Annotated in this window: 24 protein-coding genes and 1 pseudogene; 7 read left to right on the forward strand and 18 right to left on the reverse strand. The window is 71.8% G+C overall.

Features of this window, described 5'->3' with window-relative positions:
- Positions 1-19: 19 nt before the first annotated feature.
- The 5 genes from kdpA to GA0115234_RS04215 all read right to left on the reverse strand — a co-directional run bounded on the left by kdpA (position 20) and on the right by GA0115234_RS04215 (position 4,058).
- Positions 20-1,684, reverse strand: a complete 1,665-nt coding sequence (gene kdpA / locus GA0115234_RS04195; RefSeq protein WP_093539469.1) for a potassium-transporting ATPase subunit KdpA — start codon at positions 1,682-1,684, stop codon at positions 20-22.
- Positions 1,685-1,691: 7 nt separating this feature from the next.
- Positions 1,692-1,781 (reverse strand): K(+)-transporting ATPase subunit F, encoded by a 90-nt coding sequence (gene kdpF, locus GA0115234_RS04200; protein WP_078075662.1) that lies wholly within the window; start codon positions 1,779-1,781, stop codon positions 1,692-1,694.
- Between the two features lie 384 nt (positions 1,782-2,165).
- Positions 2,166-2,939, reverse strand: coding sequence for a DUF3710 domain-containing protein (locus GA0115234_RS04205; protein WP_093539470.1), 774 nt, complete (start codon positions 2,937-2,939; stop codon positions 2,166-2,168).
- A gap of 1 nt (position 2,940) precedes the next feature.
- Positions 2,941-3,474 carry a dUTP diphosphatase gene (gene dut, locus GA0115234_RS04210; protein ID WP_093539471.1) on the reverse strand — a complete coding sequence of 178 codons (534 nt, stop codon included), beginning with the start codon at positions 3,472-3,474 and terminating at the stop codon, positions 2,941-2,943.
- Entirely contained in the window at positions 3,474-4,058 is a 585-nt protein-coding gene (locus GA0115234_RS04215) for a PaaI family thioesterase (RefSeq protein WP_093539472.1), read from the reverse strand. The genes dut and GA0115234_RS04215 overlap by 1 nt, the downstream gene beginning before the upstream one ends.
- Before the next feature lie 58 nt (positions 4,059-4,116).
- Here GA0115234_RS04215 and GA0115234_RS04220 point away from each other — a divergent pair, with 58 nt between their 5' ends.
- Entirely contained in the window at positions 4,117-4,593 is a 477-nt protein-coding gene (locus GA0115234_RS04220) for a DUF3093 domain-containing protein (RefSeq protein ID WP_093539473.1), read from the forward strand.
- A gap of 7 nt (positions 4,594-4,600) precedes the next feature.
- On the opposite strand, the gene GA0115234_RS04225 is transcribed toward GA0115234_RS04220, so the two are convergent.
- The 4 genes from GA0115234_RS04225 to GA0115234_RS04240 all read right to left on the reverse strand — a co-directional run bounded on the left by GA0115234_RS04225 (position 4,601) and on the right by GA0115234_RS04240 (position 8,161).
- A complete protein-coding gene (locus tag GA0115234_RS04225) occupies positions 4,601-5,557 on the reverse strand; it encodes a hypothetical protein (RefSeq protein WP_093539474.1) in 957 nt (318 codons plus the stop codon).
- A 12-nt stretch (positions 5,558-5,569) separates the two neighbouring features.
- Complete coding sequence (locus tag GA0115234_RS04230) at positions 5,570-5,866, reverse strand: DUF4193 domain-containing protein (RefSeq protein WP_003965732.1); 297 nt, start codon at positions 5,864-5,866, stop codon at positions 5,570-5,572.
- Positions 5,867-6,271: 405 nt separating this feature from the next.
- Complete coding sequence (locus GA0115234_RS04235) at positions 6,272-7,501, reverse strand: sensor histidine kinase (RefSeq protein WP_093539475.1); 1,230 nt, start codon at positions 7,499-7,501, stop codon at positions 6,272-6,274.
- Between the two features lie 6 nt (positions 7,502-7,507).
- A complete protein-coding gene (locus GA0115234_RS04240) occupies positions 7,508-8,161 on the reverse strand; it encodes a response regulator transcription factor (RefSeq protein ID WP_093539476.1) in 654 nt (217 codons plus the stop codon).
- A 360-nt stretch (positions 8,162-8,521) separates the two neighbouring features.
- Between GA0115234_RS04240 and GA0115234_RS42195 the strand changes: the two genes are divergently transcribed.
- On the forward strand, positions 8,522-8,695 hold the full coding sequence (locus GA0115234_RS42195; protein WP_176729069.1) for a hypothetical protein: 174 nt from the start codon (positions 8,522-8,524) through the stop codon (positions 8,693-8,695).
- Positions 8,696-8,771: 76 nt separating this feature from the next.
- Here GA0115234_RS42195 and GA0115234_RS04245 read toward each other — a convergent pair whose 3' ends face one another.
- Positions 8,772-9,590 (reverse strand): inositol monophosphatase family protein, encoded by an 819-nt coding sequence (locus GA0115234_RS04245; RefSeq protein ID WP_093539477.1) that lies wholly within the window; start codon positions 9,588-9,590, stop codon positions 8,772-8,774.
- A 37-nt stretch (positions 9,591-9,627) separates the two neighbouring features.
- Positions 9,628-10,755 (reverse strand): ferrochelatase, encoded by a 1,128-nt coding sequence (locus tag GA0115234_RS04250; RefSeq protein WP_093539478.1) that lies wholly within the window; start codon positions 10,753-10,755, stop codon positions 9,628-9,630.
- 153 nt (positions 10,756-10,908) lie between these two features.
- Here GA0115234_RS04250 and GA0115234_RS04255 point away from each other — a divergent pair, with 153 nt between their 5' ends.
- Positions 10,909-12,156, forward strand: a complete 1,248-nt coding sequence (locus GA0115234_RS04255; RefSeq protein ID WP_093539479.1) for an MFS transporter — start codon at positions 10,909-10,911, stop codon at positions 12,154-12,156.
- On the forward strand, positions 12,113-13,435 hold the full coding sequence (locus tag GA0115234_RS04260; RefSeq protein ID WP_093539480.1) for a D-arabinono-1,4-lactone oxidase: 1,323 nt from the start codon (positions 12,113-12,115) through the stop codon (positions 13,433-13,435). Before GA0115234_RS04255 ends, GA0115234_RS04260 begins: the two co-directional genes overlap by 44 nt.
- Before the next feature lie 79 nt (positions 13,436-13,514).
- On the opposite strand, the gene GA0115234_RS04265 is transcribed toward GA0115234_RS04260, so the two are convergent.
- Positions 13,515-14,531 (reverse strand): hypothetical protein, encoded by a 1,017-nt coding sequence (locus GA0115234_RS04265; protein ID WP_093539481.1) that lies wholly within the window; start codon positions 14,529-14,531, stop codon positions 13,515-13,517.
- Positions 14,532-15,028: 497 nt separating this feature from the next.
- Between GA0115234_RS04265 and sepH the strand changes: the two genes are divergently transcribed.
- Complete coding sequence (gene sepH, locus GA0115234_RS04270; protein ID WP_093539482.1) at positions 15,029-16,087, forward strand: septation protein SepH; 1,059 nt, start codon at positions 15,029-15,031, stop codon at positions 16,085-16,087.
- Between the two features lie 124 nt (positions 16,088-16,211).
- Here the strand turns inward: sepH and GA0115234_RS04275 are convergent, their stop codons facing one another.
- Positions 16,212-17,039, reverse strand: coding sequence for a sulfurtransferase (locus tag GA0115234_RS04275; RefSeq protein ID WP_093539483.1), 828 nt, complete (start codon positions 17,037-17,039; stop codon positions 16,212-16,214).
- A gap of 233 nt (positions 17,040-17,272) precedes the next feature.
- Between GA0115234_RS04275 and GA0115234_RS04280 the strand changes: the two genes are divergently transcribed.
- Entirely contained in the window at positions 17,273-18,049 is a 777-nt protein-coding gene (locus tag GA0115234_RS04280) for a VOC family protein (protein ID WP_093539484.1), read from the forward strand.
- Between the two features lie 4 nt (positions 18,050-18,053).
- Here GA0115234_RS04280 and GA0115234_RS04285 read toward each other — a convergent pair whose 3' ends face one another.
- The 5 genes and pseudogenes from GA0115234_RS04285 to GA0115234_RS44270 all read right to left on the reverse strand — a co-directional run bounded on the left by GA0115234_RS04285 (position 18,054) and on the right by GA0115234_RS44270 (position 24,511).
- Positions 18,054-18,926 (reverse strand): PaaX family transcriptional regulator, encoded by an 873-nt coding sequence (locus tag GA0115234_RS04285; protein WP_256088599.1) that lies wholly within the window; start codon positions 18,924-18,926, stop codon positions 18,054-18,056.
- A gap of 43 nt (positions 18,927-18,969) precedes the next feature.
- Positions 18,970-19,620: a thymidine kinase gene (locus GA0115234_RS04290; RefSeq protein ID WP_093539485.1), complete on the reverse strand. Its 651-nt coding sequence runs from the start codon at positions 19,618-19,620 to the stop codon at positions 18,970-18,972.
- A gap of 54 nt (positions 19,621-19,674) precedes the next feature.
- Positions 19,675-20,862 carry an alkaline phosphatase family protein gene (locus GA0115234_RS04295; protein ID WP_093539486.1) on the reverse strand — a complete coding sequence of 396 codons (1,188 nt, stop codon included), beginning with the start codon at positions 20,860-20,862 and terminating at the stop codon, positions 19,675-19,677.
- Entirely contained in the window at positions 20,862-21,458 is a 597-nt protein-coding gene (locus GA0115234_RS04300) for a DUF5998 family protein (protein ID WP_093539487.1), read from the reverse strand. The genes GA0115234_RS04295 and GA0115234_RS04300 overlap by 1 nt, the downstream gene beginning before the upstream one ends.
- A 103-nt stretch (positions 21,459-21,561) precedes the next feature.
- A pseudogene (locus GA0115234_RS44270) lies at positions 21,562-24,511 on the reverse strand (GNAT family N-acetyltransferase).
- 172 nt (positions 24,512-24,683) lie between these two features.
- Between GA0115234_RS44270 and GA0115234_RS04310 the strand changes: the two are divergent.
- Positions 24,684-24,965, forward strand: coding sequence for an HPr family phosphocarrier protein (locus GA0115234_RS04310; protein ID WP_093539488.1), 282 nt, complete (start codon positions 24,684-24,686; stop codon positions 24,963-24,965).
- The last annotated feature ends 54 nt before the right edge of the window (positions 24,966-25,019 follow it).

Below are 25,019 nucleotides of genomic sequence, written 5' to 3' on the forward strand. Positions count from 1 at the left end.
TCTTGCTCCGTACGAGTGGTCATGACGCCAGCCCTTCGGCCAGCGGCCCCAGCGCGAGGGCCGGGAAGTAGGTCAGCCCGGTGATGATCAGGACCGTGCCGACCAGCAGTCCGCTGAAGAGCGGCTTGTGCGTGCCCAGGGTGCCCACGGTCGCCGGTACGGGCTTCTGCCCGGCGAGCGAGCCGGCGAGCGCGAGGACGAACACCATCGGCAGGAACCGGCCGAGCAGCATCGCGAGACCGATCGTGGTGTTGAACCACTGGGTGTCCGCGTTGAGCCCGGCGAACGCCGAACCGTTGTTGTTCGCACCCGAGGTGTAGGCGTAGAGGATCTCGGAGAATCCGTGGGCGCCGGTGTTGGTCATCGAGTGGGGCGGGGTGGGCAGCGCCATCGCGGCGGCGGTGAAGCAGAGCACCAGCGCCGGGGTGATCAGGATGTAGCAGGCCGCGAGCTTGATCTCGCGGGTGCCGATCTTCTTGCCGAGGTACTCCGGTGTACGGCCGACCATCAGCCCGGCGATGAACACCGCGATGATCGCCATGATCAGCATGCCGTAGAGGCCGGAACCCACACCGCCGGGCGCGATCTCGCCGAGCTGCATGCCCAGCATCGTGATGCCGCCGCCGAAGCCCGTGTACGAGGAGTGGAAGGAGTTCACCGCACCGGTGGAGGTGAGGGTCGTGGCCACGGCGAAGATCGACGAGCCGGCGATCCCGAACCGGGTCTCCTTGCCCTCCATCGACCCGCCCGCGATGTCGAACGCGGGCCCGTGGTGGGCGAATTCGGTCCACATCATCAGGGTGGTGAAGCCCAGCCAGATGACGCCCATCGCCGCGAGGATCGCGTAACCCTGCTTGAGCGAGCCGACCATCCGGCCGAAGGTCCGCGTCAGCGCGAACGGAATCACCAGGATCAGGAAGATCTCAAGAAGATTGGACAGCCCGTTGGGGTTCTCGAACGGGTGGGACGAGTTGGCGTTGAAGTAGCCGCCGCCGTTCGTACCCAGCTCCTTGATGGCCTCCTGGGAGGCCACGGCGCCGCCGTTCCACTGCTGCGCACCGCCCGTGAACTGCCCGACCTCGTGGATGCCGGCGAAGTTCTGGATCGCGCCGCAGGCCACGAGCAACAACGCGCCGACCACGGCGATCGGCAGCAGGATCCGTACGGTGCCACGCACCAGGTCGGACCAGAAGTTGCCGAGTTCGCCGGTGCGGGAGCGGGCGAAGCCCCGTACGAGGGCCACCGCGACGGCCATGCCGACGGCGGCCGAGACGAAGTTCTGCACCGCGAGGCCGCCGGTCTGCACGACATGGCCCATGGCCTGTTCGCCGTAGTACGACTGCCAGTTGGTGTTGGCGACGAAGGACGCCGCCGTGTTGAACGCCTGGTCCGGATCGATCGAGGCGAAGCCGAGCGAGCCGGGCAGCGCGCCCTGGAGCCGCTGCAGCAGATAGAGGAAGAGGACGCTCACCGCGGAGAAGGCGAGCACTCCCCGCAGATACGCGGGCCAGCGCATCTGCGTGTTCGGGTCGGCGCCTACGGCCTTGTACATCCACTTCTCGACGCGCAGGTGCTTGTCCGAGGAGTAGACGCCGGCCATGTAGTCGCCGAGCGGGCGGTACGCCAGCCCCAGCGCCACGAGGAGCGCGAGGACCTGGAGCACACCGGCGAGGACGGGGCTCATATCGCGCTCAGAACCTCTCCGGGTAGAGAAGGGCGAGGACGAGGTAGCCCAGCAGGGCGACTGCCACGACCAGGCCGACGATGTTCTCGGCGGTCACAGCTTCGCCACCCCCTTGGCGACGAGAGCCACCAACGCGAACACCGCGATCGTGGTGACGACGAAGGCCACATCGGCCATCGTGTGCTCCTAGATGAGGTACGGATTTTTCGGACCTCTTGAGCAAACCTCTCGCCAAGGCCGTCCTGGCCTGCGTTGATGGCTTCCTTACGGGGAACGGCGGGCCTTTGACGGCGCACATACGTGCCCTGTACGCGCCCCATACGCGCCCCTTTCGCGCGCTTGTCCGGAACTCGCCTTGCGCACGGCCCGAAACCCTCCCGGGGACTCTTCTCCGGACGCGGAACGGCCGGTGGGCCGCACCCCCTCACAAGGGGATGCGGCCCACCGGCCGAAGCTCTGCCGGGCGGTCGCCCGTGCCCGCTCAGCGCACCTCGGTGATCTCGGGTCCGCGCTGGAGCTGGCCCATGCCGCCGGAGAACTTCGAGCCCTCCTGGCTCTCCTGCTGGACGCCCTCGGGCACCATCTGGGCATCGTTGGGCAGCTTGAGGACGATCGGGTCGCGCGGAGCCATCGGGCCCTCGCCACGGACGACCACGGTGTCCCGGAAGATCGTCTCCAGCAGTCCGGCGGCCTCCGGCTGCACGGCGCCCTGGCCGGAGATCACACCGCGCAGGAACCAGCGCGGTCCGTCGACCCCGACGAAGCGCACCAACTGCACTCCGTTCGTCCCGTCCGGGAGCTGTACGGGGACCTGGGCACGCAGCTCCCAGCCCAGCGGGCCCTCGACCTCGTCGATGATCCCGCCCTGCGCGGTGATCCCGGAGGCGATCTCCTCGCGGACCTCGCCCCAGATGCCTTCCTTCCTGGGTGCGGCGAACGCCTGGAGCTGGATGGCGCTGTCGCGCAGCACCACGGTCGCGGCGACGATCGCGTCACCGGCCACCTCGACGCGCAGCTCCATGCCCTCGACTCCGGGCACGAAGACGCCGCCCAGGTCGACCCGGCCCTCGCCGGGCTGGGAGACCTCGGAGACGTCCCACGGCCCGTCCGGCCGGGGCGCCGGCGGGAGATTCACCCGACGCGTGCCGCTGCCTGCGCCGTCTGCGTCATCGAGCTCGTCGACGACCTGCTCGGCCTCGCGCGCTTCGTCCGCCACGTCCTCGGCGGAACCACTCTTCTTGCGACGTCCGAACACGTCACTGTCCTTCCCGGTCGGGTACGACCGAAGCGTAGCTGTTCCCGCCCTGGGTGATCCCGCCCCTGACGCCGTCAACATCACCGGAAGCATGCCCTCCGGTGGATCCGAAGCCTCCCTCGCCGCGGGCCGAGCCGGGCAGCTCGGCCACCTCGTGGAAGCTCACCTTCTCGACCTGCTGGACGACCAGTTGGGCAATCCGGTCGAACCGCTCGAACCGCACGGGCTCACGCGGGTCGAGGTTGATGACGATCACCTTGATCTCTCCACGGTACCCGGCATCAACCGTCCCCGGGGCATTCACCAGGGCGACTCCGCAGCGTGCGGCGAGCCCGGACCGCGGGTGCACGAACGCGGCGTATCCGTCGGGCAGCGCGATCGACACCCCGGTGGGCAGGACCGCCCGCTCGCCCGGAGCGAGCTCGACGGCCTCGGTGGTCACCAGATCGGCCCCGGCGTCGCCCGGGTGCCCGTAGGCCGGAATCGGCACGTCCGGGTCGACCCGGCGGATCAGTACGTCCACGGGACGGCGCATCAGGGGTTCACCTCGAAGGCTCGGGCACGCCGGACCTGATCCGGGTCGGCCATCGCCGCCCGGATCTCGGCCGGGCGGCCGTTCTCGATGAAGTGGTCGACCGCGACCTCGACGAAGAGGGCCTCGGCCCGTACCGCCACGGGCCCGTCCGGGCCGCCGATCCGGCCGGTCGCCCGGGAGTAGATCTTCCGGCCGTGCACCGCGGTGATCTCGGCGTCGAGGTGCAGCACCGTGTCCACCGGCACCGGACGCACGAAGTCGGTCTCCAGCCGTCCGGTCACGGCGATCACCCGCAGGAGCCAGTTCAGCGAGCCGAGCGTCTCGTCCAGCGCGGTGGTCAGGATGCCGCCGTGCGCGAGGCCCGGGGCGCCCTGGTGGGCGGCCTTCACGGTGAACTCGGCGGTGACGCTGACACCGTCACCGGCCCGCGCCTGGAGGTGCAGCCCGTGCTGCTGTCCTTCGCCGCAGCCGAAACAGTGCTCGTAGTGCGCGCCGAGGAGTTCGCCGGGGGCCGGGGCGTCGGGGTGCCGGACCGGTTTCACCGCGTCGGCCGGGGGCTTCAGAGCCGCAGATGTTCCACTCACAGGCGCAGACCTTACCCGCGCGGCCACCCGCGGGTCGCGCCGTGCCAAGCTTGGGTTCATGCAGCCTTCCACCCCGCCTTTCGACGAACGACTGACCGCGCCCCGTTCGTGGTGGCTCATCGCCTTCCTGGTCGGCATCGCCTGCGCGCTGATGCTGCTGCCGCTCGGCACCCTTCCGCTGCTGGCCGGCCTGGTGGGCGGCACCGCCCTGGCGGCGGTCGCGGTGAGCTCCTACGGCTCGGCCAGGATCCGGGTCGTGGCGGGCGCCCTGGTCGCCGGCGACGCCCGGATCCCGGTGACGGCGCTCGGCGAGGCCGAGGTGCTGGACGCGGAGGAGGCGCGCGCGTGGCGCTCGTACAAGGCGGACACCCGGGCGTTCATGCTGCTGCGCAGCTACATCCCGACGGCGGTCCGGGTGGAGATCACCGACCCGCAGGACCCGACTCCGTACGCCTATCTGTCGACCCGCGAGCCGCAGGCCCTGGTGGCGGCGCTCACGGCCGGACGAGCCCAGTCCCCTTCCGCGGGGGTCTGACGGCCCCCTAGGCCTCCAGCTCACCCGGCAGGGCCTTGCGGGGGCCCACCTGGCGCTCCAGCGGGGGCAGCTCGGGAAGCCGGTCCCAGGGGATCTGGCGCTTGCGCAGGTCCTTCCTGACCCGTTCGGCGAGCTTTCGGGTGTCGCGCCGGTTCATCATCGCGCCGACGGCGGCGCCGACCATGAACGGGACCAGGTTCGGCAGATCGCGCACGGTGCGCTTCATGATCTGCTGGCGCAGCTCGCGCTTCATCTGGCCGCCCAGCGCGGCGTTGACCGTCGTGGGGTGGGCCACGTCGATTCCGCGCTCCTCCGTCCAGGACGTGAGGTAGGCGGTGGAACGCTGGCCGAGGCCGCCCGGCGGGCGCTGCCCGTAGACCTCGTGCAGCTCGGCGACGAGCTTCATCTCGATCGCGGCCACGCCGGTGATCTCCGCCGCCAGCTCGGCGAGCATGGCGGGCGGTACGGGCATCATGGCCGCCGCGCCGATTCCGGCGCCCACGGCGGCGGTGCCCTTGCTCGCGCCTGCGATGAGCTTGTCGGCGAGCTCCTCCGGGCCGAGGCCGGGGAACTGCTTGCGCAGGGTGGCGAGGTCGCGCACAGGGACGCGGGGAGCGTTCTCGATGATCAGGTCGGCGATATGACCGATCGCTGCCTTGGCGCTCTCCCCGCCCTTGCGTACGCCCCGTTTCACTGAACTCAGACGGCCTGCCCCGGTCACGGGCTCCGTCCTGTCGACCTGTCCGGCCCCATCGGCCGCGTCGACTCCTTCGGTGGCCGCGACCACCGCTTCGAGCGAGGCCGACCGGCCCCGCTCGTCGTCCCGCTCGTCCGGGGAGGGTGGCAGGGCGGACCGCTCGGCAGACGCTGCTACGCCTTCTGCCGGGCCTGTGCCGCCCTGATACGCCTCCGACGACCTCTTGCGCCGCAAGCGCCGCTTCCGGAACGGTGTGTCGCCTGCCACGGTCGGTACGACCTAGTCGCAGTCGCGGCAGATCGGCTGGCCGTTCTTCTCGCGCGCCAGCTGGCTCCTGTGGTGTACGAGGAAGCAGCTCATGCACGTGAACTCGTCGGCCTGCTTGGGCAGGACCCTGACGGCCAGCTCTTCGTTGGACAGGTCTGCGCCGGGCAGCTCCAGTCCTTCGGCCGCGTCGAATTCGTCGACGTCGACGGCGGACGCCGTCTTGTCGCTCCGGCGAGCCTTGAGTTCTTCGAGGCTGTCCTGGTCGACGTCGTCATCGGTCTTGCGTGGGGTGTCGTAATCCGTTGCCATAGTCGCTCTCCCCCTCTGGGTGTCTGCGGTGTCTCAGCGCACGTAACGCGTGAGAGGCCGGACTTGTGCCCGACCCGAGGCGGAGATTTTGCCTCACATCAAGGTCTGTTACTCAATCGACACCCAAGAGGACCGCTCGGGAGCGGTCGGCTTGGGTGGCGATGGGGACCGTACACGGTCCCGGTGTCGCGCTTCACGGGCGCCACCCCGTGTACTTCCCGTGATATCGGGCCCCGAAAACCCCGACTTTTGCGGGTTTTCCGGTGGCGGCCCTGGTCACGGAGCGTTGACGGCCGGAAATTCGCTTCTGTGATCGATCACACACGGACGATCCGGGCACAGGTCCCGAAAATTCCGCTCAAAGCGAACAAACTCATGAGTGCGCGGATCGCTCCGTCCGGACCGTCAGACCGGCAGTGAGACGCGCATCACAAGACCACCGCCTTCGCGGGGCTCCGCGATGATACGGCCCCCGTGGGCGCGCGCCACGGAGCGCGCGATCGACAGGCCGAGCCCGACCCCCTTGTCGCTGCCCGTTCGCTCCGTACGCAGCCGTCTGAAGGGCTCGAAGAGGTTGTCGATCTCGTAGGCGGGAACCACGGGACCGGTGTTCGAGACCACCAGCAGGGCCTGACCGCCCTGCAGCTCGGTGGTGACCTCCACCCAGCCGTCCTCGGGAACGTTGTAGCGCACGGCGTTCTGTACGAGGTTCAGCGCGATCCGCTCCAGCAGGACGCCGTTGCCCTGGACGACGGCGGGGGCCCGCTCGCCGCGGATCTCCACACCGCGCTCCACGGCCTCGCCGCGCGTCTGGTCGATCGCGCGCGAGGCGACCTCCGCGAGGTCGACCGGTTTTCGCTCGACGATCTGGTTGTCGCTGCGGGCCAGCAGCAGCAGGCCCTCGACCAGCTGCTCACTGCGCTCATTGGTGGCCAGCAGGGTCTTGCCGAGCTGCTTCAGCTCCGGCGGGGCCTGCGGGTCGGACAGATGGACCTCCAGCAGCGTGCGGTTGATCGCGAGCGGCGTACGCAGCTCGTGCGAGGCGTTGCCGACGAACCTCTGCTGGGCGGTGAAGGCCCGCTCCAGGCGGTCGAGCATCTCGTCGAAGGTGTCGGCGAGCTCCTTCAGCTCGTCGTCCGGGCCGTCCAGCTCGATCCGGCGGGACAGATCGGTTCCGGCCACCCGGCGGGCGGTGCGGGTGATCCGGCCCAGCGGCGAGAGCACGCGCCCGGCCATCGCGTAGCCGAAGGCGAAGGCGATGACGCTCAGGCCCACCAGGGCCAGCAGCGACCGGTTGAGGAGCGTGTCGAGTGCCTGCTGCCGCTGATGGTTGACGCAGGAGTTCATCGCCGCGTTGAAGGCGTCCGGCGTCGACTTGTCGTTGAAGTTGCACACGTCACTGCGGACCTGACCGCTCACGATCTTGAACGGCAGCTCGCTGCCCACGTGCAGGGCCTGCGCGGCCAGCATGTAGATGATCGACAGCAGCAGGATGCCCGCGATCAGGAACATGCCGCCGTACAGCAGCGTGAGCCTTATCCGGATGGTCGGCCGCAGCCAGTAGGGCGGCTCCTGCTGTTTGGGCTCCCAGGTGGGCTTCGGAGGCGCCGTCGGCGGCGCGGGGGCGGAGGGCATCGGCCGTCAGATCCGGTAGCCGGAGCCGGGCACGGTGACGATCACGGGCGGCTCGCCGAGTTTGCGGCGCAGCGTCATGACCGTCACCCGGACGACGTTGGTGAACGGGTCGGTGTTCTCGTCCCAGGCCTTCTCCAGCAGCTGCTCGGCCGAGACGACCGCGCCCTCGCTGCGCATCAGGACCTCCAGCACGGCGAACTCCTTCGGCGCGAGCTGCACCTCCGTCTCGCCCCGGAAGACCTCGCGCCGGTTGGGGTCGAGCTTGATCCCGGCCCGCTCCAGGACGGGCGGCAGGGCCACCGTCGTACGCCGGCCGAGCGCCCGCACCCGGGCGGTGAGCTCGCTGAAGGCGAACGGCTTGGGCAGATAGTCGTCGGCACCCAGCTCCAGGCCCTCGACGCGGTCGCTGACGTCCCCGGAGGCGGTGAGCATGAGCACCCGGGTGGGGATGCCCAGCTCGACGATCCGCCGGCAGACGTCGTCGCCGTGCACCAGCGGGAGGTCCCGGTCCAGCACCACGACGTCGTAGTCGTTGACCTCGACGCGCTCCAGGGCCGCCGCACCGTCGTACACGACATCGACGGCCATGGCCTCCCGGCGCAATCCGGTGGCCACCGCATCGGCGAGCAGTTGCTCGTCCTCCACGACGAGTACGCGCACGGCGCTGTCCTTCCTTAGAAACTTCAGAACGTCTCGGAGTGCCCACGGTCCGTGATCCGGATACCCGTCGGCACTGGTCTGTGCGGCTCCATCCTGCCCGCAACGCGCATAAACCGGCGGTAAGACGACGCTGCCCCACCTGGGACGCAACGGAATCCGCCGGATTTACCGACCAGTTGAGGTTTCTCCGGTACCGGGCCCGGGGAGGACGAATTCACACCCGCGATCACGCCTTGAATGTGGCGTACCACTGGCCACTCCGTCCCCGGAGAGCGCGTGATCACCCGCCCTACCGCCTCCGCGCGGAGGGAAACCCCGGGCACACCCCCGTGCCACCGACCCACGATGAGGGGGCGCATTATGGACGCTTTCACCGCAGGTCTGCTGCAGCGGATCAGGACCACCGAGTACGACCTCACCCGAGCTCGGGAGACGGGCGACGACTTCCTCGCGGATGTCGAGCAGAGCGAGCTGGAGGACCTTCACCGCCTCGCCGCCGAACACGGTGTCGAGATCGGCGCCACCAGCGTCTGAGCACATCGACGAGTAAGGGCCCCCGATGCCGTGACCGGCGTCGGGGGCCCTTACTCGTGCCGTGTCCCGCCATCCCTCAGTCGTGCCAGGCGCCGAAGTCCTCCAGGAGGGCCTGGAGCGGCTCGAAGACGCCCGGTGTCGCGGCGATGGTCAGATCTCCGTCGGCGGGCAGCCCGGGGCGGCCGCCGGTGTACGCGCCCGCCTCGCGGGCGATGAGGTCGCCGGCCGCCAGGTCCCAGGGGTGGAGCCCGCGCTCGTAGTAGCCGTCGAGGCGGCCCGCGGCCACGTCGCAGAGGTCCACGGCGGCGGAGCCGCCGCGCCGGATGTCACGGAGGCGCGGGATCAGCTTCTGGGCCACGTCCGCCTGGTGCGTACGGACCTCGCCGACGTAGTTGAAACCGGTCGAGACGAGCGCCTGGTCGAGCGGGGGCGCGGGACGGCAGCGCAGCGCGGCGCCGTCGCCGTACGGGCCGCCCCGGGCGTGGGCACCGCCGCCGAGCACCGCCCGGTAGGTCTCGCGGCGCATCGGGGCCTCCACCACGCCCACGACCCGCACGCCGTCCCGTTCGGCGGCGATCGAGACGGCCCAGGTGGGCAGTCCGTACAGGTAGTTCACGGTGCCGTCGAGCGGGTCGATGACCCAGCGGATACCGCTGCTGCCCTCGGCGCTGGCCCCTTCCTCGCCGAGGACGCCGTCCTGCGGGCGCCGGTCGCTCAGGAAGCCGGTGATCAGCTTCTCGGCGGCGATGTCCATCTCGGTGACGACATCGATCGGGCTGGACTTGGTCGCGGCCACGCCCAGATCGGCCGGGCGGCCGTCGCGGAGCAGCGCGCCCGCGCGGCCCGCGGCCTCCAGTGCGAGGTCGAGCAGTTCGGACAGGGTCGGGTCGGTCACGGCTCTCCAGGGGGTCTGTGGGCGTACGGCAGGGCTCTTACGCGTACGGGCTGTCGGCACCCGCGGCGGCGGGCCTGGGAGCGCGGGCCGGGCAGCAGCCGACCGGGCAGAGGTCGTGGCCCGGTCCGAGCGCGCCCAGCGCGCACCGCTCCCGGCCCTGTCCCCGCTCGGTGGCGGCGCGCTCCAGCACCAGTTCGCGCACGGCCGCGGCGAACCGGGGGTCGGCGCCCACGGTCGCCGACCGGCGCACCGGCAGCCCCAGCTCGGCAGCCTTCGCGGTGGCCTCCGTGTCGAGGTCGTACAGGACCTCCATGTGGTCCGAGACGAATCCGATGGGGGCCATCACCACGGCGGGCACGCCGTCCGCGTGCAGCGCCTCCAGGTGGTCGCAGATGTCGGGCTCCAGCCAGGGGATGTGCGGGGCGCCGCTGCGTGACTGGTAGACGAGCTGCCAGGGGTACTCGACGCCGGTCTCCTCGCGCACCGCGTCGACGATCAGCCGGGCGACGTCGAGATGCTCGGCGACATAGGCGCCGCCGTCGCCGTGCGCCTCCACGGGGCCGGAGGTGTCGGCGGCCGAGGTGGGGATGGAGTGCGTGGTGAAGGCGAGGTGTGCCCCGGCCCGTACGTCCTCGGGGAGGTCGGCCAGCGAGGCGAGCACGCCGTCCACCATGGGCGTCACGAACCCGGGGTGGTTGAAGTAGTGCCGGAGCTTGTCCACCCGGGGCACCGGCAGCCCCTCCGCCTCCAGGGCGGCCAGCGACTCGGCGAGGTTCTCGCGGTACTGCCGGCAGCCGGAGTAGGAGGCGTAGGCGCTGGTGGCGAGGACGGCGATGCGGCGATGCCCGGCGGCGGTCAGCTCGCGCAGGGTGTCGGTGAGGTACGGCGCCCAGTTGCGGTTGCCCCAGTACACCGGCAGGTCCAGTCCGTGCTCGGCGAAGTCCTTGCGCAGGGCGTCCAGCAGGGCCCTGTTCTGGGCGTTGATCGGGCTGACGCCGCCGAACAGGAAGTAGTGCTTGCCGACCTCCTTCAGCCGCTCCTCGGGGATGCCCCGGCCACGGGTCACGTTCGCCAGGAACGGGACCACGTCGTCCGGGCCTTCGGGGCCGCCGAAGGAGAGCAGCAGCAGGGCGTCGTAGGGAGCGGGATCGCGCAGATCGGACATGACACCGATCCTGCCACTCGCCTCCGACGGCCCTCCCACCGACATCGGCTCCCGGGCCCATCCAGCGGCCGGACCGGCCGCCCCGGCCGTAAGCTGTGTCGGCTGAGTTCACGCATGACAGGCGTGTGTGATCACGCCGTTCCGGAGCCCTTCTTGTCCAGTCCCTATCGCGCGATATTCGCCGCCCCCGGCACCAAGGGGTTCTCGGCGGCCGGATTCCTCGGCCGGATGCCGCTGTCCATGATGGGCATCGGTGTGGTGACCATGATTTCCCAGCTCACCGGCCGTTACGGACTCGCCGGCGCGCTCTCCGCGACGCTGGCGATGTCGGCGGCGGTGCTCGGGCCGCTGATCTCCCGGCTCGTCGACCGGCACGGGCAGCGCCGCGTCCTGCGGCCCGCCACCCTCGTCGCGCTGGCGGCGGTGACCGGACTCCTGATCTGCGCGCAGCAGCGGCTGCCCGACTGGACGCTCTTCGTCTTCGCGGCGGGTGTCGGCTCCGTCCCCAGCGTGGGTTCGATGATCCGGGCCCGCTGGGCGGAGATCTACCGCGGTTCGCCGCGGGAGCTGCACACCGCGTACGCGTGGGAGTCGATCGTCGACGAGGTGTGCTTCATCTTCGGGCCGATCATCTCGATCGGGCTGTCCACCGCCTGGTTCCCGGAGGCGGGGCCGCTCCTGGCGGCCGGATTCCTGCTGGTCGGCGTCGTCTGGCTGACCTCGCAGCGGGCCACCGAGCCGGTTCCGCATCCGCGCGCGCAGCACACCAGGGGCTCCGCGCTGCGCTCCCGGGGTCTCCAGGTGCTCGTGGCGACCTTCGTGGCCGTCGGCGCGATCTTCGGCTCCATCGACGTGGTCACGGTGGCCTTCGCCGAGGAACAGGGCCACAAGGCCTCGGCGAGTCTCGTACTGGCCGTGTACGCGCTGGGGTCCTGCCTGGCCGGAGCGGTCTTCGGCCTGCTCCACCTCAAGGGGCGGACGTCCACCCGGTGGCTGGTGGGCATGTGCGCGATGGCCGTGAGTATGATCCCCCTCCAACTGGCCGGGAGCCTGCCGTTCCTGGCCGTGGCGCTCTTTGTCGCGGGTCTCGCCATCGCACCGACGATGGTCTCCACCATGGCCCTCGTCGAACAGCACGTACCGCGCACCGAACTGACCGAGGGCATGACCTGGACCAGCACCGGGCTCGCCGTCGGGGTGGCGCTCGGCTCCTCGGCCGCCGGCTGGGTGGTCGACGCGTCGGGGGCCGAGGCGGGGTACGTGGTACCCGTCGTGGCGGGAGCGCTCGCGGCCGCGGTGGCGTTCCTGGGGTATCGCCGGCTCAGCGGGCCGGTCCCCGAGAAAGGGCGCGCGGAAGATGACCGACACCGACGCACGGACGACGACGAACGCGTGGCGTAACTGGGCGGGGAACGTCAGCGCCCGTCCGGTACGGGCCGTGTCCCCCGCCTCCGTGCCGGAGCTCGCCGAGGTGCTGCGCCGGGCGTCCGAGGACGGTCTGCGGGTGAAGCCGGTCGGCACCGGGCACTCCTTCACCGCGGCGGCGGCCACCGACGGCGTGCTCATCCGCCCGGACCTGCTCACCGGCATCCGGAGCATCGACCGCGAGGCGATGACGGTGACCGTCGAGGCCGGCACCCCGCTGAAGCGGCTGAACGCCGCCCTGGCCCGCGAGGGCCTCTCGCTCACCAACATGGGCGACATCATGGAGCAGACGGTCGCCGGCGCCACCTCGACCGGCACCCATGGCACCGGCCGCGACTCGGCGTCCATATCGGCGCAGATCCGCGCCCTCGAACTGGTCACCGCCGACGGCACGGTGCTGACCTGTTCGGAGAAGGAGAACGCCGATGTCTTCGCCGTCGCCCGGATCGGGCTCGGCGCGCTGGGTGTCGTCACGGCGATCACCTTCGCCGTGGAGCCGGTCTTCCTGCTGACCGCCCGCGAGGAGCCGATGGCCTTCGACCGGGTCCTGGGCGACTTCGACGAGCTGGTCGCCGAGAACGAGCACTTCGAGTTCTACTGGTTCCCGCACACCGGGAACTGCAACACCAAGCGCAACAACCGCAGCGCGGGCCCCGCCGCGCCGCCCGGGAAGGTCAGCGGCTGGATCGAGGACGAGCTCCTCTCCAACGGGATCTTCCAGGTGGCCTGTTCGCTCGGCCGGGCGGTCCCCGCCACCATTCCGTCGATCGCCAAGCTCTCCAGCCGCGCCCTGTCGGCCCGTACCTACACCGACATCCCGTACAAGGTCTTCACCAGTCCGCGCCGGGTCCGCTTCGTGGAGATGGAGTACGCGCTGCCGCGCGAGGCCGCCGTGGAGGCGCTGCGCGAGGTGAAGGCGATGGTGGAGCGTTCGCCGCTGCGGATCAGCTTCCCGGTGGAGGTCCGCACCGCCCCCGCGGACGACATCGCGCTCTCCACGGCCTCGGGCCGCGAGAGCGCGTACATCGCCGTCCACCTCTACAAGGGCACGCCCTACCAGGCGTACTTCACGGCGGTGGAGCGGATCATGACCGCCCACGCCGGGCGCCCGCACTGGGGCAAGGTCAACACCCGCGACGCCGAGTATCTCGCCGGGGTGTACCCGCGGTTCGGCGAGTTCACCGCCGTACGCGACCGGCTGGACCCGGACCGCCTCTTCGGCAACGACTACCTGCGCCGGGTCCTGGGCGAGTAGGTCCTCCCGGGCGGCGGACGGCCCCGGCTCCCGGGCAGACCGCCCGAGGCGCCGGGGCCGTCCGCCGCTCGGTGTCCGGTCACCGGCCGGTGTCCGTGCCCGCGGTGAGGCCGTCGCCCTGTGCCGGGGCCTCGCCCCCGCCCGCGGAGTCCGTGCCCGTGGTGGTGCCGTCGCCGGACGCCGCCGGGGACGGAGTGGTCGACGGGGACGGGCTCGTACGGTCGCCGGTGTCGCCGGACGGAGTGGGGCCGGTCGTCGGGTCGGCCGAGGACCCGTCGCCCCGACCGGTGTCCGGGCTCTGGCTCCGGCCGCCCTGCGGGTCCGTACCGGGTGTCGCGCCGTTCTCCTGGCCCGGCGTGCCGCCCCCACCGGAATCGGTGCTCGTCGAGGGCGCGGGATCCTCCGCCCCGGAGCCCCGCTCCCCGCCGCGCACCACGGACCCGACGGTCGTGCCCCGGCCACCGCTCAGGTCGTTGCCGGAGATCAGCTCGAATGTGGTGATTCCGGCCATCGTGAGGACGAAGACCACGGCCGCCCCGAGCGCCGACCGCTTCCAGCCGCGGATCCGGGTGCCGTGCGTGGTGGCTTCGGAGAACTCCTCGTCCGGGTCCGGGCGCGCGGTGGTGAGCAGTTGGGTCGCGTCCAGGGGCCGCAGCATCCGTGTGCGCTCCGGATCGTCCGCCGGGTGACGCGGCGCCTGCCCGTCGCCCGCTCCGCGCAGCACGGTGGTGGCGTCCGCGGCGCTGGCGGGGTTCTCGGTCGGAGTTCCGGCCGGTGGCCGGCGCCGACCCTTCGCCGTACGCGCACCGCTCGTCTCACGCGTATGCACCGTCACCTCGCGGTCCGGGTGCTTCACCTGGACCGTGACCTCGCGGATCTGCTCGCCCGTGCGGCGGAAGAAGTGCTGGAAGACCGAACCGCCGCAGGTGGCGACGACGCTCATCACTCCGGCACCGAGGATCGTTCCGTACACACCCAGCTGGGAGGCCGCCACCGCTGCCGCGACGGCTGCCACGGCGCTGCCCGCCACCTGCGGCAGGCTCAGATCGATACGCCTTTCCTTGGGTTCTATGTCACTTTCCGGCTTCTGCACCATTTCCAGCCCTTGATTGACATCTCTCCCACCATGCAACAGGAAGGGACATATGAGCGAAGTGATTAGTTCCGTTTCTGTGGGTTCTGTGAAGCAGGACACGCGCGAAGGGCGCACCACCCCCGGCCCGGCGACCCGGCTCCCGCACCTCACGAGAACTTCGACGGCGCGGCGGTCCACCCCGGTGGCCCGAATGGAGTACTGTGGCGAGCCCTGGGGCCGGACTCCCGTACGGGTGTCCGGGATCTTCGGGAGGGGGCCGAAGGAGGCACTCGATCCGGCGGCGCCACGGCATCGCACGGGGACTGGCCACAAGAGGTGACCAACAGTCACTTTCTGTTGCAGAATAGGTCACCGTGTCATACCGGCGATCAAGGGCTCACGCCCGACACGCCGGGCAACACGGCAATGTTGTGGCAGGCTGCACCCGGGCAGGCCACACTCGACTAGCGGAAGCAGCGACGCACGTGACGTCGGCAGGCACCACCCGGGAGGTCCCCATGCCCGAACTGCGTGTCGTGGCCGTCTCCAACGACGGCACACGACTGGTGCTCAAGTCTGCGGACAGCACGGAGTACACGCTTCCCATCGACGAGCGGCTGCGAGCCGCCGTGCGCAACGACCGCGCGCGACTCGGCCAGATCGAGATCGAGGTGGAGAGCCACCTCCGCCCCCGCGACATCCAGGCCCGGATACGAGCCGGTGCCTCCGCGGAGGAGGTCGCCCAGTTCGCCGGGATCCCCGTCGACCGTGTCCGCCGCTTCGAGGGCCCCGTGCTCGCGGAGCGCGCTTTCATGGCCGAGCGGGCCCGGAAGACCCCCGTGCGCCGTCCCGGCGAGAACACCGGGCCCCAGCTCGGCGAGGCGGTGCAGGAACGACTGCTGCTGCGGGGCGCCGACAAGGAGACCGTCCAGTGGGACTCCTGGCGCCGGGATGACGGCACCTGGGAAGTCCTCCTGGTCTACCGGGTCGCGGGCGAGCCCCACTCGGCGAGCTGGACGTACGACGCGCCGCGCCGCCTGGTCCAGGCCGTGGACGACGAGGCGCGCTCGCTGATCGGCGAGACCGACGATGTCGCCGCGCCCGAGCCGAGCTTCCCGTTCGTGCCCCGGATCGCCCGGCTGCCGCGTGACCGGCCACTGGACCGCGCCCTGGACCGCCAGATGGAGCGGCCCACGGCCCCGCCGCCCCCGCCCGAGCCCGAGGACCACATCTCGGCCGGTGAGCGCGATTCGCTGACCAGCCTGCTGGAAGCGGTGCCGAGTTTCCGCGGCGACATGGTGGTGCCGGAACGCCCGGCTCCGCCGGAGCCGCCCGCGATCGAGCCCGCCGCACAGGGGCCGGAGGCCGACGAGTCGCCGGCCGCGGCAGCCTCCGCGGGCGCCGGTTCCGCCTATGCGGATGTGCTGATGCCGCGCGCGGTGGCCGGTCATCGCGACCGGCTGACCGGTACGACGGACCGCCAGGCAGAGGCGGACGGTGTCCGGCCCGGCCGCCGGGCCGCCGTACCGACCTGGGACGAGATCGTCTTCGGTACCCGCCGCAAGAAGCAGGACTGAGCGGGGTGGCCGCAGCGTGACGAGGGCCCGTACGCCCCTGCGTGCGGGCCCTCGTGCCGTCTGCGTCCGGCGCGCCTCGCGCTTACGGGGCCGGGCGCGGCGGCCGGGGCCGGCGCCCGTCCGATTACTGGGGCTCGGGCCCCGTGGCCACCGGGCGGGACGCGTCGCCGGACCACTCGGACCAGGAGCCCGCGTACAGCGCCGCCGGGATGCCCGCGACGGCCAGGGCCAGCACCTCATGGGCGCCGGAGACCCCGGAGCCGCAGTAGACACCGATCTCATCCGCCCGGTCGGCGCCGAGCCCCTCGAAGCGCGCCGCCAGCGCCTCCGCGTCCAGGAACCGGCCGTCCTCCCCCGTGTTCTCGGAGGTCGGGGCCGAGACGGCGCCCGGGATATGGCCGCCCACCCGGTCGATCGGCTCCACATCGCCCCTGTAGCGCTCGGCGGCGCGGGCGTCGAGCAGCAGACCCGAGCGGGCCAGCGCCGCCGCCCCGTCCGCGTCCAGCAGCGGCAGCGCGCCGGGAACGGGCCGGAAATCGCCCTCGGCCGGGGCCGGGACCTCCTTCTGGATCTCCCCCGGCCAGGCGGCCAGACCGCCGTCCAGGACCCGGACGTCCTCGTGGCCCGTCCAGCGCAGCAGCCACCAGGCACGGGCCGCCGCCCAGCCCTGGCCGCCGTCGTACACGACCACCGGAGTGTCCCGGGAGACACCGGCCCGGCGCATCACCGCCCCGAACTCCTCCGGATCGGGCAGGGGATGGCGTCCGCCGCTGCCTGCCGGACCGGCGAGTTCCGCGTCCAGATCGACGAAGACCGCACCGGGGAGGTGTCCGGCCTCGTAGTCGGGCCGCCCGTGCGGGCCACCCAGTTGCCAACGTACGTCCAGGAGCACCGGCGGACGTGGCCCCGCCGACTCGCTCGCGTATTCGGATGCGGTGATGATGGGCTTCATGGGTGCCATCCTCGCGCAGGAGCCGCCCCACCCGTGACACCTCCGAAAAGGACGTACCACCTCAATTCGACCTCCCTCGGTCGAGATCCCGGAAAGTGCGGCGCGGCCGGAGCGTTTCGCACGCCGGGTGGTGCAAACATCTGCACGGGGCGTACACATCCCGTACCGCGTGGCGGCACGCCGGCCCCGTTCCCCCCGTACGGCCACCCCGATGGTCCGAGGAGAGAGTGACGATGACCGAGGCTGCCACGCCGCGTACGCCCGGAACACCCTGCTGGGTGAGTCTGATCGTGCATGGCCTGAGCACCACCCAGGACTTCTACGCCGATCTGTTCGGCTGGGAATTCGTGCCGGGTCCGGACCAACTGGGCCCGTACGTCCGGGCACTGATCGACGGGAAAGTGGTGGCGGGCGTCGGACAGCTGCCGCCCGACCGGCATCTGCCGGTCGCCTGGACGACCTATCTGGCCACCGACGACGCGGACCTCACGGCGGAGACCATCCGGTCCTGCGGCGGCACGGTCGCCGTGGGTCCGCTCGACGCGGGCGAGGCGGGGCGGCTCGCCATCGCCTCCGACCCCAGCGGTGCCGTCTTCGGGATCTGGCAGGCCGCCGCGCATGTCGGCACGGCACTCGCCGGGGCTCCCGGCACACCGGTCTGGAACGAGCTGGTGACCCGTGAGACCGCCACGGTCTGCAAGTTCTACCAGACGGTTTTCGGCTACGAGGCGGAGGCGGTCGTCTCGGCCGACTTCGACTACCAGACCCTGCATCTGGAGGGCCGTCCGGTGGCCTCGCTGCACGGCGTCGGCCATGCCCTGCCGCGCGACCGGGGCCCGCACTGGATGACGTACTTCGAGGTCTCCGACACCGACGAGGCGGCGCGGCGCGTGGTGGAGCTCGGCGGATACATTCTGCAGCCGCCCCGGGAGGGGTCGGGCGGCCGGGTGGCGACCGTGGCGGACCCGGAGGGCGCGGTGTTCACGATCGTGCGGTCGGCCGGCCGCTGAGGCGTCAGAGCGCCCGGACCCGTGCGACATGGCGGCGGGCGGGGCCGGCCAGCCGGGCGTGCATCTCGTCGAAGAGCTCGGAGGCGTGCGTTCCGCTCCATGCGTCGGGCAGCAGCTCACGCGCGAGACCGGGATCGAGGTAGACGAGCCTGCGCCAGTCGGTGAGGACCCCGATGTACGTCGTGAACGCCTGGCGGTCCGTCACCGGGGCGCCGTTCGCGATCCGCTCGGCCACCGGGCCGTGCGTGGCGAGGAATTCGGCGTACAGCCGCTCCAGCCGGTCGGTATCCCACCAGGAACGGACCTTCGCGGCGAGTTCGTCGCCGTCGCCCCCGCCCGCCGACAGGTAGCCGGCCCGGAAGAGGTCGGCGTACGCGCGCAGCCCGTGCCTGGCCAGCATGGACTCCGCCTCGCCGTGCACATGTCCCGGGGCGATCCACACTCCGGCGGACACGGAGCCGAAGCCGAGCCGGGTGAGCTGGGTGCGCAGGGTGTGCCGCCTGGCGCGCTCGGACTCGGGCACCGAGAAGACGACCAGCACCCAGCCCTCGTCCACGGTGGCCCGCCGGGCGGCGAAGATGCGCGGATCGCCGTCGCGCAGGATCCTCTCGGTCTCGGGCGAGATCCGGTACCCGGCCGCCCCGGACACCGACTGGGCCTCCAGCAGCCCGGCCCGCTTCAGCCGGGAGACGCTGGAGCGTACGGTCGGGGCCTCGATGTCGAGGTCGGCGAGCAGCTGGATCAGCGAGGCCACCGACATCCAGCCGTCGGTGTCGCGCGCGTACAGCCCGTAGACGGTCACGATCAGCTGTCGGGGCTGCACCTTGCCCAGCGGGCCCGGTCCGGACCCGGCATCTGCTCCGCTCACCGTGTTCACAGCGTCATCCTAAGCAGCCCCGCGCGGACGGCGACGGGGCGGCTCAGGCGGAGGAGACCGGCAGCACGTCCGGCGAGAGCGCTCCCGCCCTGGCGCTCGCGCTGGTTGTCCTGCGCTGATGGTGGCGGCGGCACAACACCTCGTAACCGACCTCGCCCGCCTGCTGGTTGACGTCGCCGACGACCACTTGGGCGCCTTCGACGACCATCTCGCCGCCGACCGTCCGGGCGTTGTGCGTGGCGCGTGCGCCGCACCAGCAGAGCGCCTCGACCTGGAGCGTCTCCACCCGGTCGGCGAGCTCGATCAGCCGCTGGGATCCGGGGAACAGCTTGGTCCGGAAGTCGGTGGTGATGCCGAACGCGAAGACGTCCAGGTCGAGGTCGTCGACGATGCGGGCGAGCTGGTCGATCTGGACGGGGGCCAGGAACTGCGCCTCGTCCACGATCACGTAGTCCGCCCGGCCGCCCCGGCTTATCCGGTCGACGAGATGGGCGTACAGGTCCATGCCCTCATCGGCCTCGACGGCCTCGGTGACCAGCCCCAGACGCGAGGACAACTTCCCCTCCCCCGCCCGGTCGTCACGGGTGAAGATCACGCCTTGCAGGCCGCGTGCCGAACGGTTGTGGCCGATCTGCAGGGCCAGCGTGCTCTTTCCGCAGTCCATCGTTCCGGAGAAGAACACAAGCTCGGGCATGAGGGGTTGAGCACCTTTCGGGCGGGGCAGCGGTGGTGGGCGGAGAAAACGCGGTTACGAGCGTACTTCGAGGAGCGGGACGAGTTGCTCGACGGGGGTCATCGAGCCGTGCAGGCCCACCATCGCGGACTCGTGCGGCTCCTGGACGGAGGCGGTGATCGCCACATCGTCGTGGGCGGCCGCGACGACGTCGCCGATCCTGCCGTACACGCGTTCGTCGATCGTCGGCCCGAACCAGCCGCCCGCGATCGCCTCGTCCCTGCTCGCCACCCAGAACTGCTCGCCGAGCACTTCCCGCCAGACGGTCAGCACGTCGCTCTCGGCTCCCGGGACCGCGTACACATGGCGGGCCCGGCCCTCGCCGGCGAGCAGGGCGACGCCTGCGCGGAGCTCCCAGTCCTCGTCGAAGTCGATCCGGGACTGCTCGTCGAACGGGATGTCGATCATGCCGTGGTCGGCGGTGATGTACAGCGCCGAGCGGGGCGGGAGCTGTTCGGCCAGGCGCCGGGCCAGTCCGTCCACGTACATCAGCTGTCCGCGCCAGGCGTCGGAGTCGACGCCGAAGCGGTGCCCCTTGCCGTCGACCTCGCTGTAGTACGTGTAGACGAGCGAGCGGTCGCCCGCGGCAAGCCGTTCGGCGGCGGTGTCCATCCGCTCCTCGCCGGAGAGCCGGCCCAGGAACGAGCCGCCGCTGAGCGCGACCTTGGTGAGCGGGGTCACCTCGAAGGCGGGGGCGGAGACCTGGGCGGTGCGCACGCCCGCGGCGTCGGCGCGCGTGAAGACGGTGGGGTACGGCTGCCAGGCCTTCGGGGAGGTCCAGGGCTTCCAGCGGAGCTGGTTCATCAGCTCGCCGGTCTCCGGATTGCGTGCGGAGTAGCCGGGAAGGCCGTGGGCGCCGGGCGGCAGCCCGGTGCCCACGGAGGCCAGGGAGGTCGCCGTGGTGGCCGGGAAGCCCGCCGTGATCGGACGGCCGGTGCCGCCGCGCGAGGTGGGAAGCAGGGAGTGCAGAAACGGTGCCTCGTCGGGGTGGGCCTTGATCTGCTCCCAGCCGAGGCCGTCGATCAGGAACACGCAGTTCCGGTCGGCGGGGGTGAGTTCGGGGATCGCCGCGGTGAAGCCGGGCACGCCCTGCCCGGCGACGAGCGTGGGCAGCAGGTCGGCGAGCGATCCGCTGCCGTACTCCGGGACCGGGGCGCTCTCGACGGTGAGCGGATCGGGCTCCTGCCAGGCCGGCTGCGCCATCAGCGGCCGGTCGCCGCGGTCGCGGCCGTGGCCTCGGAGAGCGACTGGGCGAAGGCGAGGGTCTGGCGCACGGTGTCCGGGCCGTCGCCGGCCTCGCTGACCCGCAGGCTCAGGTCGTCGGCGGTGGAGTTGCCGGTGTAGCCGTGGTCGGCCTCGCAGTTGGGGTCGCCGCAGGCGGCGGGCTCCAGGTCGATCCGGGAGACCGCGCCCCAGCCGATGGTGAGGACGACCTCGCGCGGCAGCGTGCCCGGTACGTACTTCTCGGGGTTGGCCACGACACGGCTGACCACGACCGACGAGATCCGGTCGAGCTTGACCGACTCCGTCGAGGTGGTGGCGTACGGGGTCGGGGAGCTGGTGTCGGCGTTCTGCTCGTCGGTGTGGCTGACGATGAAACGGTTGTCCGTCAGGACCAGGACCGTGACGTGGCGGCGCACCTCGTTGGAGTCGAACGTGGTCTCCTGGTGCACCAGGTACGAAGCGACCGGCTCACCGCCCACGGCGGCCTCCACCGCCTCGGCCACGAGGGCCGGGTAGTAGCCACTGCGCTCGATCGCCGCGCGCAGCCCCTGGGTCGTCGTACCGGTCTTAGCCATGAGGACCATCCTACGGGGGGCGGATGACTGCCGGGGACGTTGTGCGGCACGGCGGACCGGGACCCCGGGCGGGACGGCGCCCGGGGCCTCGGTGCCGCCGGGGTCAGTAGTTGGGGAGGCGGCGGGGGCCGAGATCGGTGCGGGCCGGGGGCGGCGAGAGGCGGACGCTCGCGCCGAGGACGGTCAGCCCCTGGGTGGCGACCACGACCGGTTCCAGGGCGACGGAGACCACCTCGGGGTGGTCGTCGACCAGCCGGGAGACCCGGAGCAGCAGCTCTTCGAGGGCCGCGGTGTCCACGGGCGCCGCGCCGCGCCAGCCGAACAGCACCGGGGCCGCCCGGATGGACCGGATCAGTTCGGCGGCGTCGCGGTCGGTGGCCGGGACGAGACGGTGGGCGGTGTCGCCGAGCAGTTCGGAGGGCGCGCCCGCGAGGCCGAAGGAGAGGACGGCGCCCGCCGCCGGGTCGATCGCGGCCCGTACGACGGTGTCGACACCGCGCGGCGCCATGGCCTGGACGACGGGCTGCAGTTCGGCGGGCCCGCCGAGCAGCTCGGTCAGCTCGCCGTACGCCCGGCGCAGCGCGGTCTCGTTGGCGAGGTCCAGCCGGACCCCGCCGAGATCGGCCCGGTGGCGCAGGTGCGGCGCGGTGGTCTTGAGCGCCACGGGATAGCCGAGCCGGGCCGCCGCGGCGACAGCGGCGTCCGGGTCGGGCGCCGGGAGCGTCGGCCGTACGGTGATGCCGTAGTGGCCCAGCAGCTCGCGGGCCTCCTCGTGGGCGAGCGGTCGGCCGCGCGGGTCGGGGTCGGGGCCGAGGAGGGTCTCGATGAGGTGGGCGGCGCCCTGCTCGTCGATGGTGTCGTCGAGGAACTCGGGCACCTTGCCGGGCACGGCGGCCTGGCGTCGCCACTGCGCGTACCGCACCGCTTCGGCGAGAGCGCGCACCGCGCGTTCGGCGGCGGGGTAGGCGGGGATCCGGCCTGCGCGGGTACCGGGGGCGTCGGGGGCGGGAGCGTCGGTGCCGGTGCCGTCGTCGGTACCGGGGGCGTCGGCGCCGTTGCTGTTGGCGTTGGTATCCGCGTCGGTGAGGGGGGCCGTCGGGTCGCGGTCGGTCGTGGTGGCTCCGGTGCGCGTGGCGGTCGCGGCCGAGGGGGGCTGGTGCCGGGGGGCGCGGCTGCGCGACCGTGCTGGTGGCCGCGGCAAGGGCCTCCGCCAGCCCGCCGATCTCGACGTGCACGACGGCCACCGGCTTGGCTGGACCCGCCGCGGCGGCCGTGTGCAGCGCGGCCGCGAGGACCTCGCCGTCGCCCGCTTCCGCCTCGCCGTCCTCGCCGACCCACGGGATCGCCGTCACGACCACCGAGTCGCAGCCGTCGTCGGCGAGCGCCTCGGCCAGGGCGTTCCTGAAGTCCTGCGGGGTGGCGGCGGTGGTGAGGTCGAGGGGCGGACGCGGACGCAGCCCCTCGGCGAGGCAGGCGTCGTACGTGAGGAGGCCGAGCGATTCGGAGTTGCCGAGGATGGCGACCCGGGGGCCGGCCGGCAGCGGCTGGTCGGCGAGGAGGAGCCCGGCGTCGACCATCTCCGTCACCGTGTCGACCCGGATCACGCCCGCCTGGCGCATGAGCGCCGAGACCGTCGCGTCCGGGATCCGGCTGACCGGCACGGCGTGGCCGGGCGGCGTGGAGCCGCTGTGCCGGGCCCCCTTCACCACGACCACCGGCTTGACGGCCGCGGTGCGCCGCGCGAGTCGGGTGAACTTGCGGGGGTTGCCGAGCGATTCGAGGTACAGCAGGGCGACATCGGTGTCGGGGTCCTCGTACCAGTACTGGAGGAAGTCGTTGCCCGAGATGTCGGCGCGGTTGCCCGCGGAGATGAAGGTGGACAGGCCCGCGCCGCGCCGGTAGAGCCCGGAGAGCAGCGCGATGCCGATCGCTCCGGACTGGGTGAAGAGGCCGATGCGTCCGGGGGCGGGCGGTTCGGGGGCCAGTGAGGCGTTCAGCCGGACCGTTTCCGCGTTGTTGATGAGGCCGAAGGCGTTCGGGCCGATGATCCGCATTCCGTACGAGCGGGCCTGGCGGACCAGTTCACGCTGCCGCTCCCTGCCCTCGGCGCCCCATTCGGCGTATCCGGCCGAGAGGACGACCAGTCCCTGGACGCCGTGCTCACCGCAGTCCGCGACGGCTTCCGGAACCCGGTCGGCGGGGACGGCGACGACCGCGAGGTCGACCGGTTCGCCGATCTCGCCGATCGAGCGGTGGGCGGGGACGCCGTCGACCGTGGCCTGGTCGGCGGCGAAGGAGCGGTTCACGGCGTAGGCGCGGCCGGTGAACCCGGCGCCGAGGACGTTGCGCAGGACCGTGCGGCCGACGCCGCCGGGGGTCCGGCCGACGCCGATGACGGCGACGGAGCCGGGGGCCAGCAGGCGCTGCACGGACCGCGCCTCCGCCCGCTGCTCACGGCCGCGCTGGACGGCGAGGGACTCGGCGGTCGGTTCGAGGTCCAGGGTGAGATGGACGGACCCGTCCTCGAAGCTGCGCTGCTGGGTGTATCCGGCGTCCCGGAACACCTTGATCATCTTGTTGTTGGCGGGCAGCACCTCGGCGGCGAAGCGGCGGATGCCGCGCTCGCGGGCGACGGCCGCGATGTGTTCGAGCAGCGCCGAGGCCACGCCCCGGCCCTGGTGCGCGTCCTGGACGAGGAAGGCGACCTCGGCCTCGTCGGCGGGCGCGGAGGCGGGCCTGCCGCGCTCGTCGATCCGGTCGTAGCGGACGGTCGCGATGAACTCGCCGCCGACCGTGACGGCGAGGCCCACCCGGTCGACGTAGTCGTGATGGGTGAAGCGGTGCACGTCCCGGTCGGACAGCCGCGGGTACGGGGCGAAGAACCGGTAGTACTTCGACTCGTCGGAGACCTGCTCGTAGAAGCTGACCAGCCGTTCGGCATCATCCGTGGTGATGGGCCTGATGCGCGCGGTGCCCCCGTCGCGGAGCACCACGTCCGCTTCCCAGTGGTCGGGATAAGCGTGATGCTGGCTCTGCTCCGGCACGGGCTCCATGGGCAAAGACTACGGCTCCGTCAGCGGTCGCGTAGGTCCCGGGGCCGGGGCAGTCTGAGAGGGCCGATCGGCGGTGCACCAGGCGTTTACCGGCGTTCACCGGTCGGCCGGAGCACTGCGCACCGCGTGAGAGACTGGTCTAGACAACTGTTGATTCGTGAAGGGCAGAACCATGGCTGAGCGCCGCGTCAACGTCGGTTGGGCCGAGGGCCTGCACGCCCGCCCCGCTTCCATCTTCGTCCGTGCCGCCACGGCTTCCGGCGTCCCCGTGACGATCGCCAAGGCCGACGGCAACCCGGTGAACGCCGCCTCCATGCTCGCGGTCCTCGGCCTCGGCGCACAGGGTGGCGAGGAGATCGTGCTCGCGTCCGAGGCCGACGACTCCGAGGCCGCCCTGGACCGCCTGGCGAAGCTGGTCGCCGAGGGTCTCGAGGAGCTTCCGGAGACCGTCTGAACCACGCTTTCCGAAAGAGCCGCGGCACCCGCCTGAACCGGAGCCGCGGCTCTT

It is taken from the genome of Streptomyces sp. DvalAA-43, from assembly GCF_900091725.1.
GTDB classification, from domain to species: domain Bacteria; phylum Actinomycetota; class Actinomycetes; order Streptomycetales; family Streptomycetaceae; genus Streptomyces; species Streptomyces pulveraceus.

Bases quoted from the DNA above. Each gene is read 5' to 3' on its own strand.
- kdpA (WP_093539469.1), bottom strand. From the start codon at position 1,684: ATGAGCCCCGTCCTCGCCGGTGTGCTCCAGGTCCTCGCGCTCCTCGTG.
- dut (WP_093539471.1), bottom strand. From the start codon at position 3,474: ATGCGCCGTCCCGTGGACGTACTGATCCGCCGGGTCGACCCGGACGTG.
- GA0115234_RS04220 (WP_093539473.1), top strand. From the start codon at position 4,117: ATGCAGCCTTCCACCCCGCCTTTCGACGAACGACTGACCGCGCCCCGT.
- GA0115234_RS04230 (WP_003965732.1), bottom strand. From the start codon at position 5,866: ATGGCAACGGATTACGACACCCCACGCAAGACCGATGACGACGTCGAC.
- GA0115234_RS04235 (WP_093539475.1), bottom strand. From the start codon at position 7,501: ATGCCCTCCGCCCCCGCGCCGCCGACGGCGCCTCCGAAGCCCACCTGG.
- GA0115234_RS42195 (WP_176729069.1), top strand. From the start codon at position 8,522: ATGGACGCTTTCACCGCAGGTCTGCTGCAGCGGATCAGGACCACCGAG.
- GA0115234_RS04250 (WP_093539478.1), bottom strand. From the start codon at position 10,755: ATGTCCGATCTGCGCGATCCCGCTCCCTACGACGCCCTGCTGCTGCTC.
- GA0115234_RS04260 (WP_093539480.1), top strand. From the start codon at position 12,113: ATGACCGACACCGACGCACGGACGACGACGAACGCGTGGCGTAACTGG.
- GA0115234_RS04265 (WP_093539481.1), bottom strand. From the start codon at position 14,531: ATGGTGCAGAAGCCGGAAAGTGACATAGAACCCAAGGAAAGGCGTATC.
- sepH (WP_093539482.1), top strand. From the start codon at position 15,029: ATGCCCGAACTGCGTGTCGTGGCCGTCTCCAACGACGGCACACGACTG.
- GA0115234_RS04275 (WP_093539483.1), bottom strand. From the start codon at position 17,039: ATGAAGCCCATCATCACCGCATCCGAATACGCGAGCGAGTCGGCGGGG.
- GA0115234_RS04280 (WP_093539484.1), top strand. From the start codon at position 17,273: ATGACCGAGGCTGCCACGCCGCGTACGCCCGGAACACCCTGCTGGGTG.
- GA0115234_RS04290 (WP_093539485.1), bottom strand. From the start codon at position 19,620: ATGCCCGAGCTTGTGTTCTTCTCCGGAACGATGGACTGCGGAAAGAGC.
- GA0115234_RS04295 (WP_093539486.1), bottom strand. From the start codon at position 20,862: ATGGCGCAGCCGGCCTGGCAGGAGCCCGATCCGCTCACCGTCGAGAGC.
- GA0115234_RS04300 (WP_093539487.1), bottom strand. From the start codon at position 21,458: ATGGCTAAGACCGGTACGACGACCCAGGGGCTGCGCGCGGCGATCGAG.
- GA0115234_RS04310 (WP_093539488.1), top strand. From the start codon at position 24,684: ATGGCTGAGCGCCGCGTCAACGTCGGTTGGGCCGAGGGCCTGCACGCC.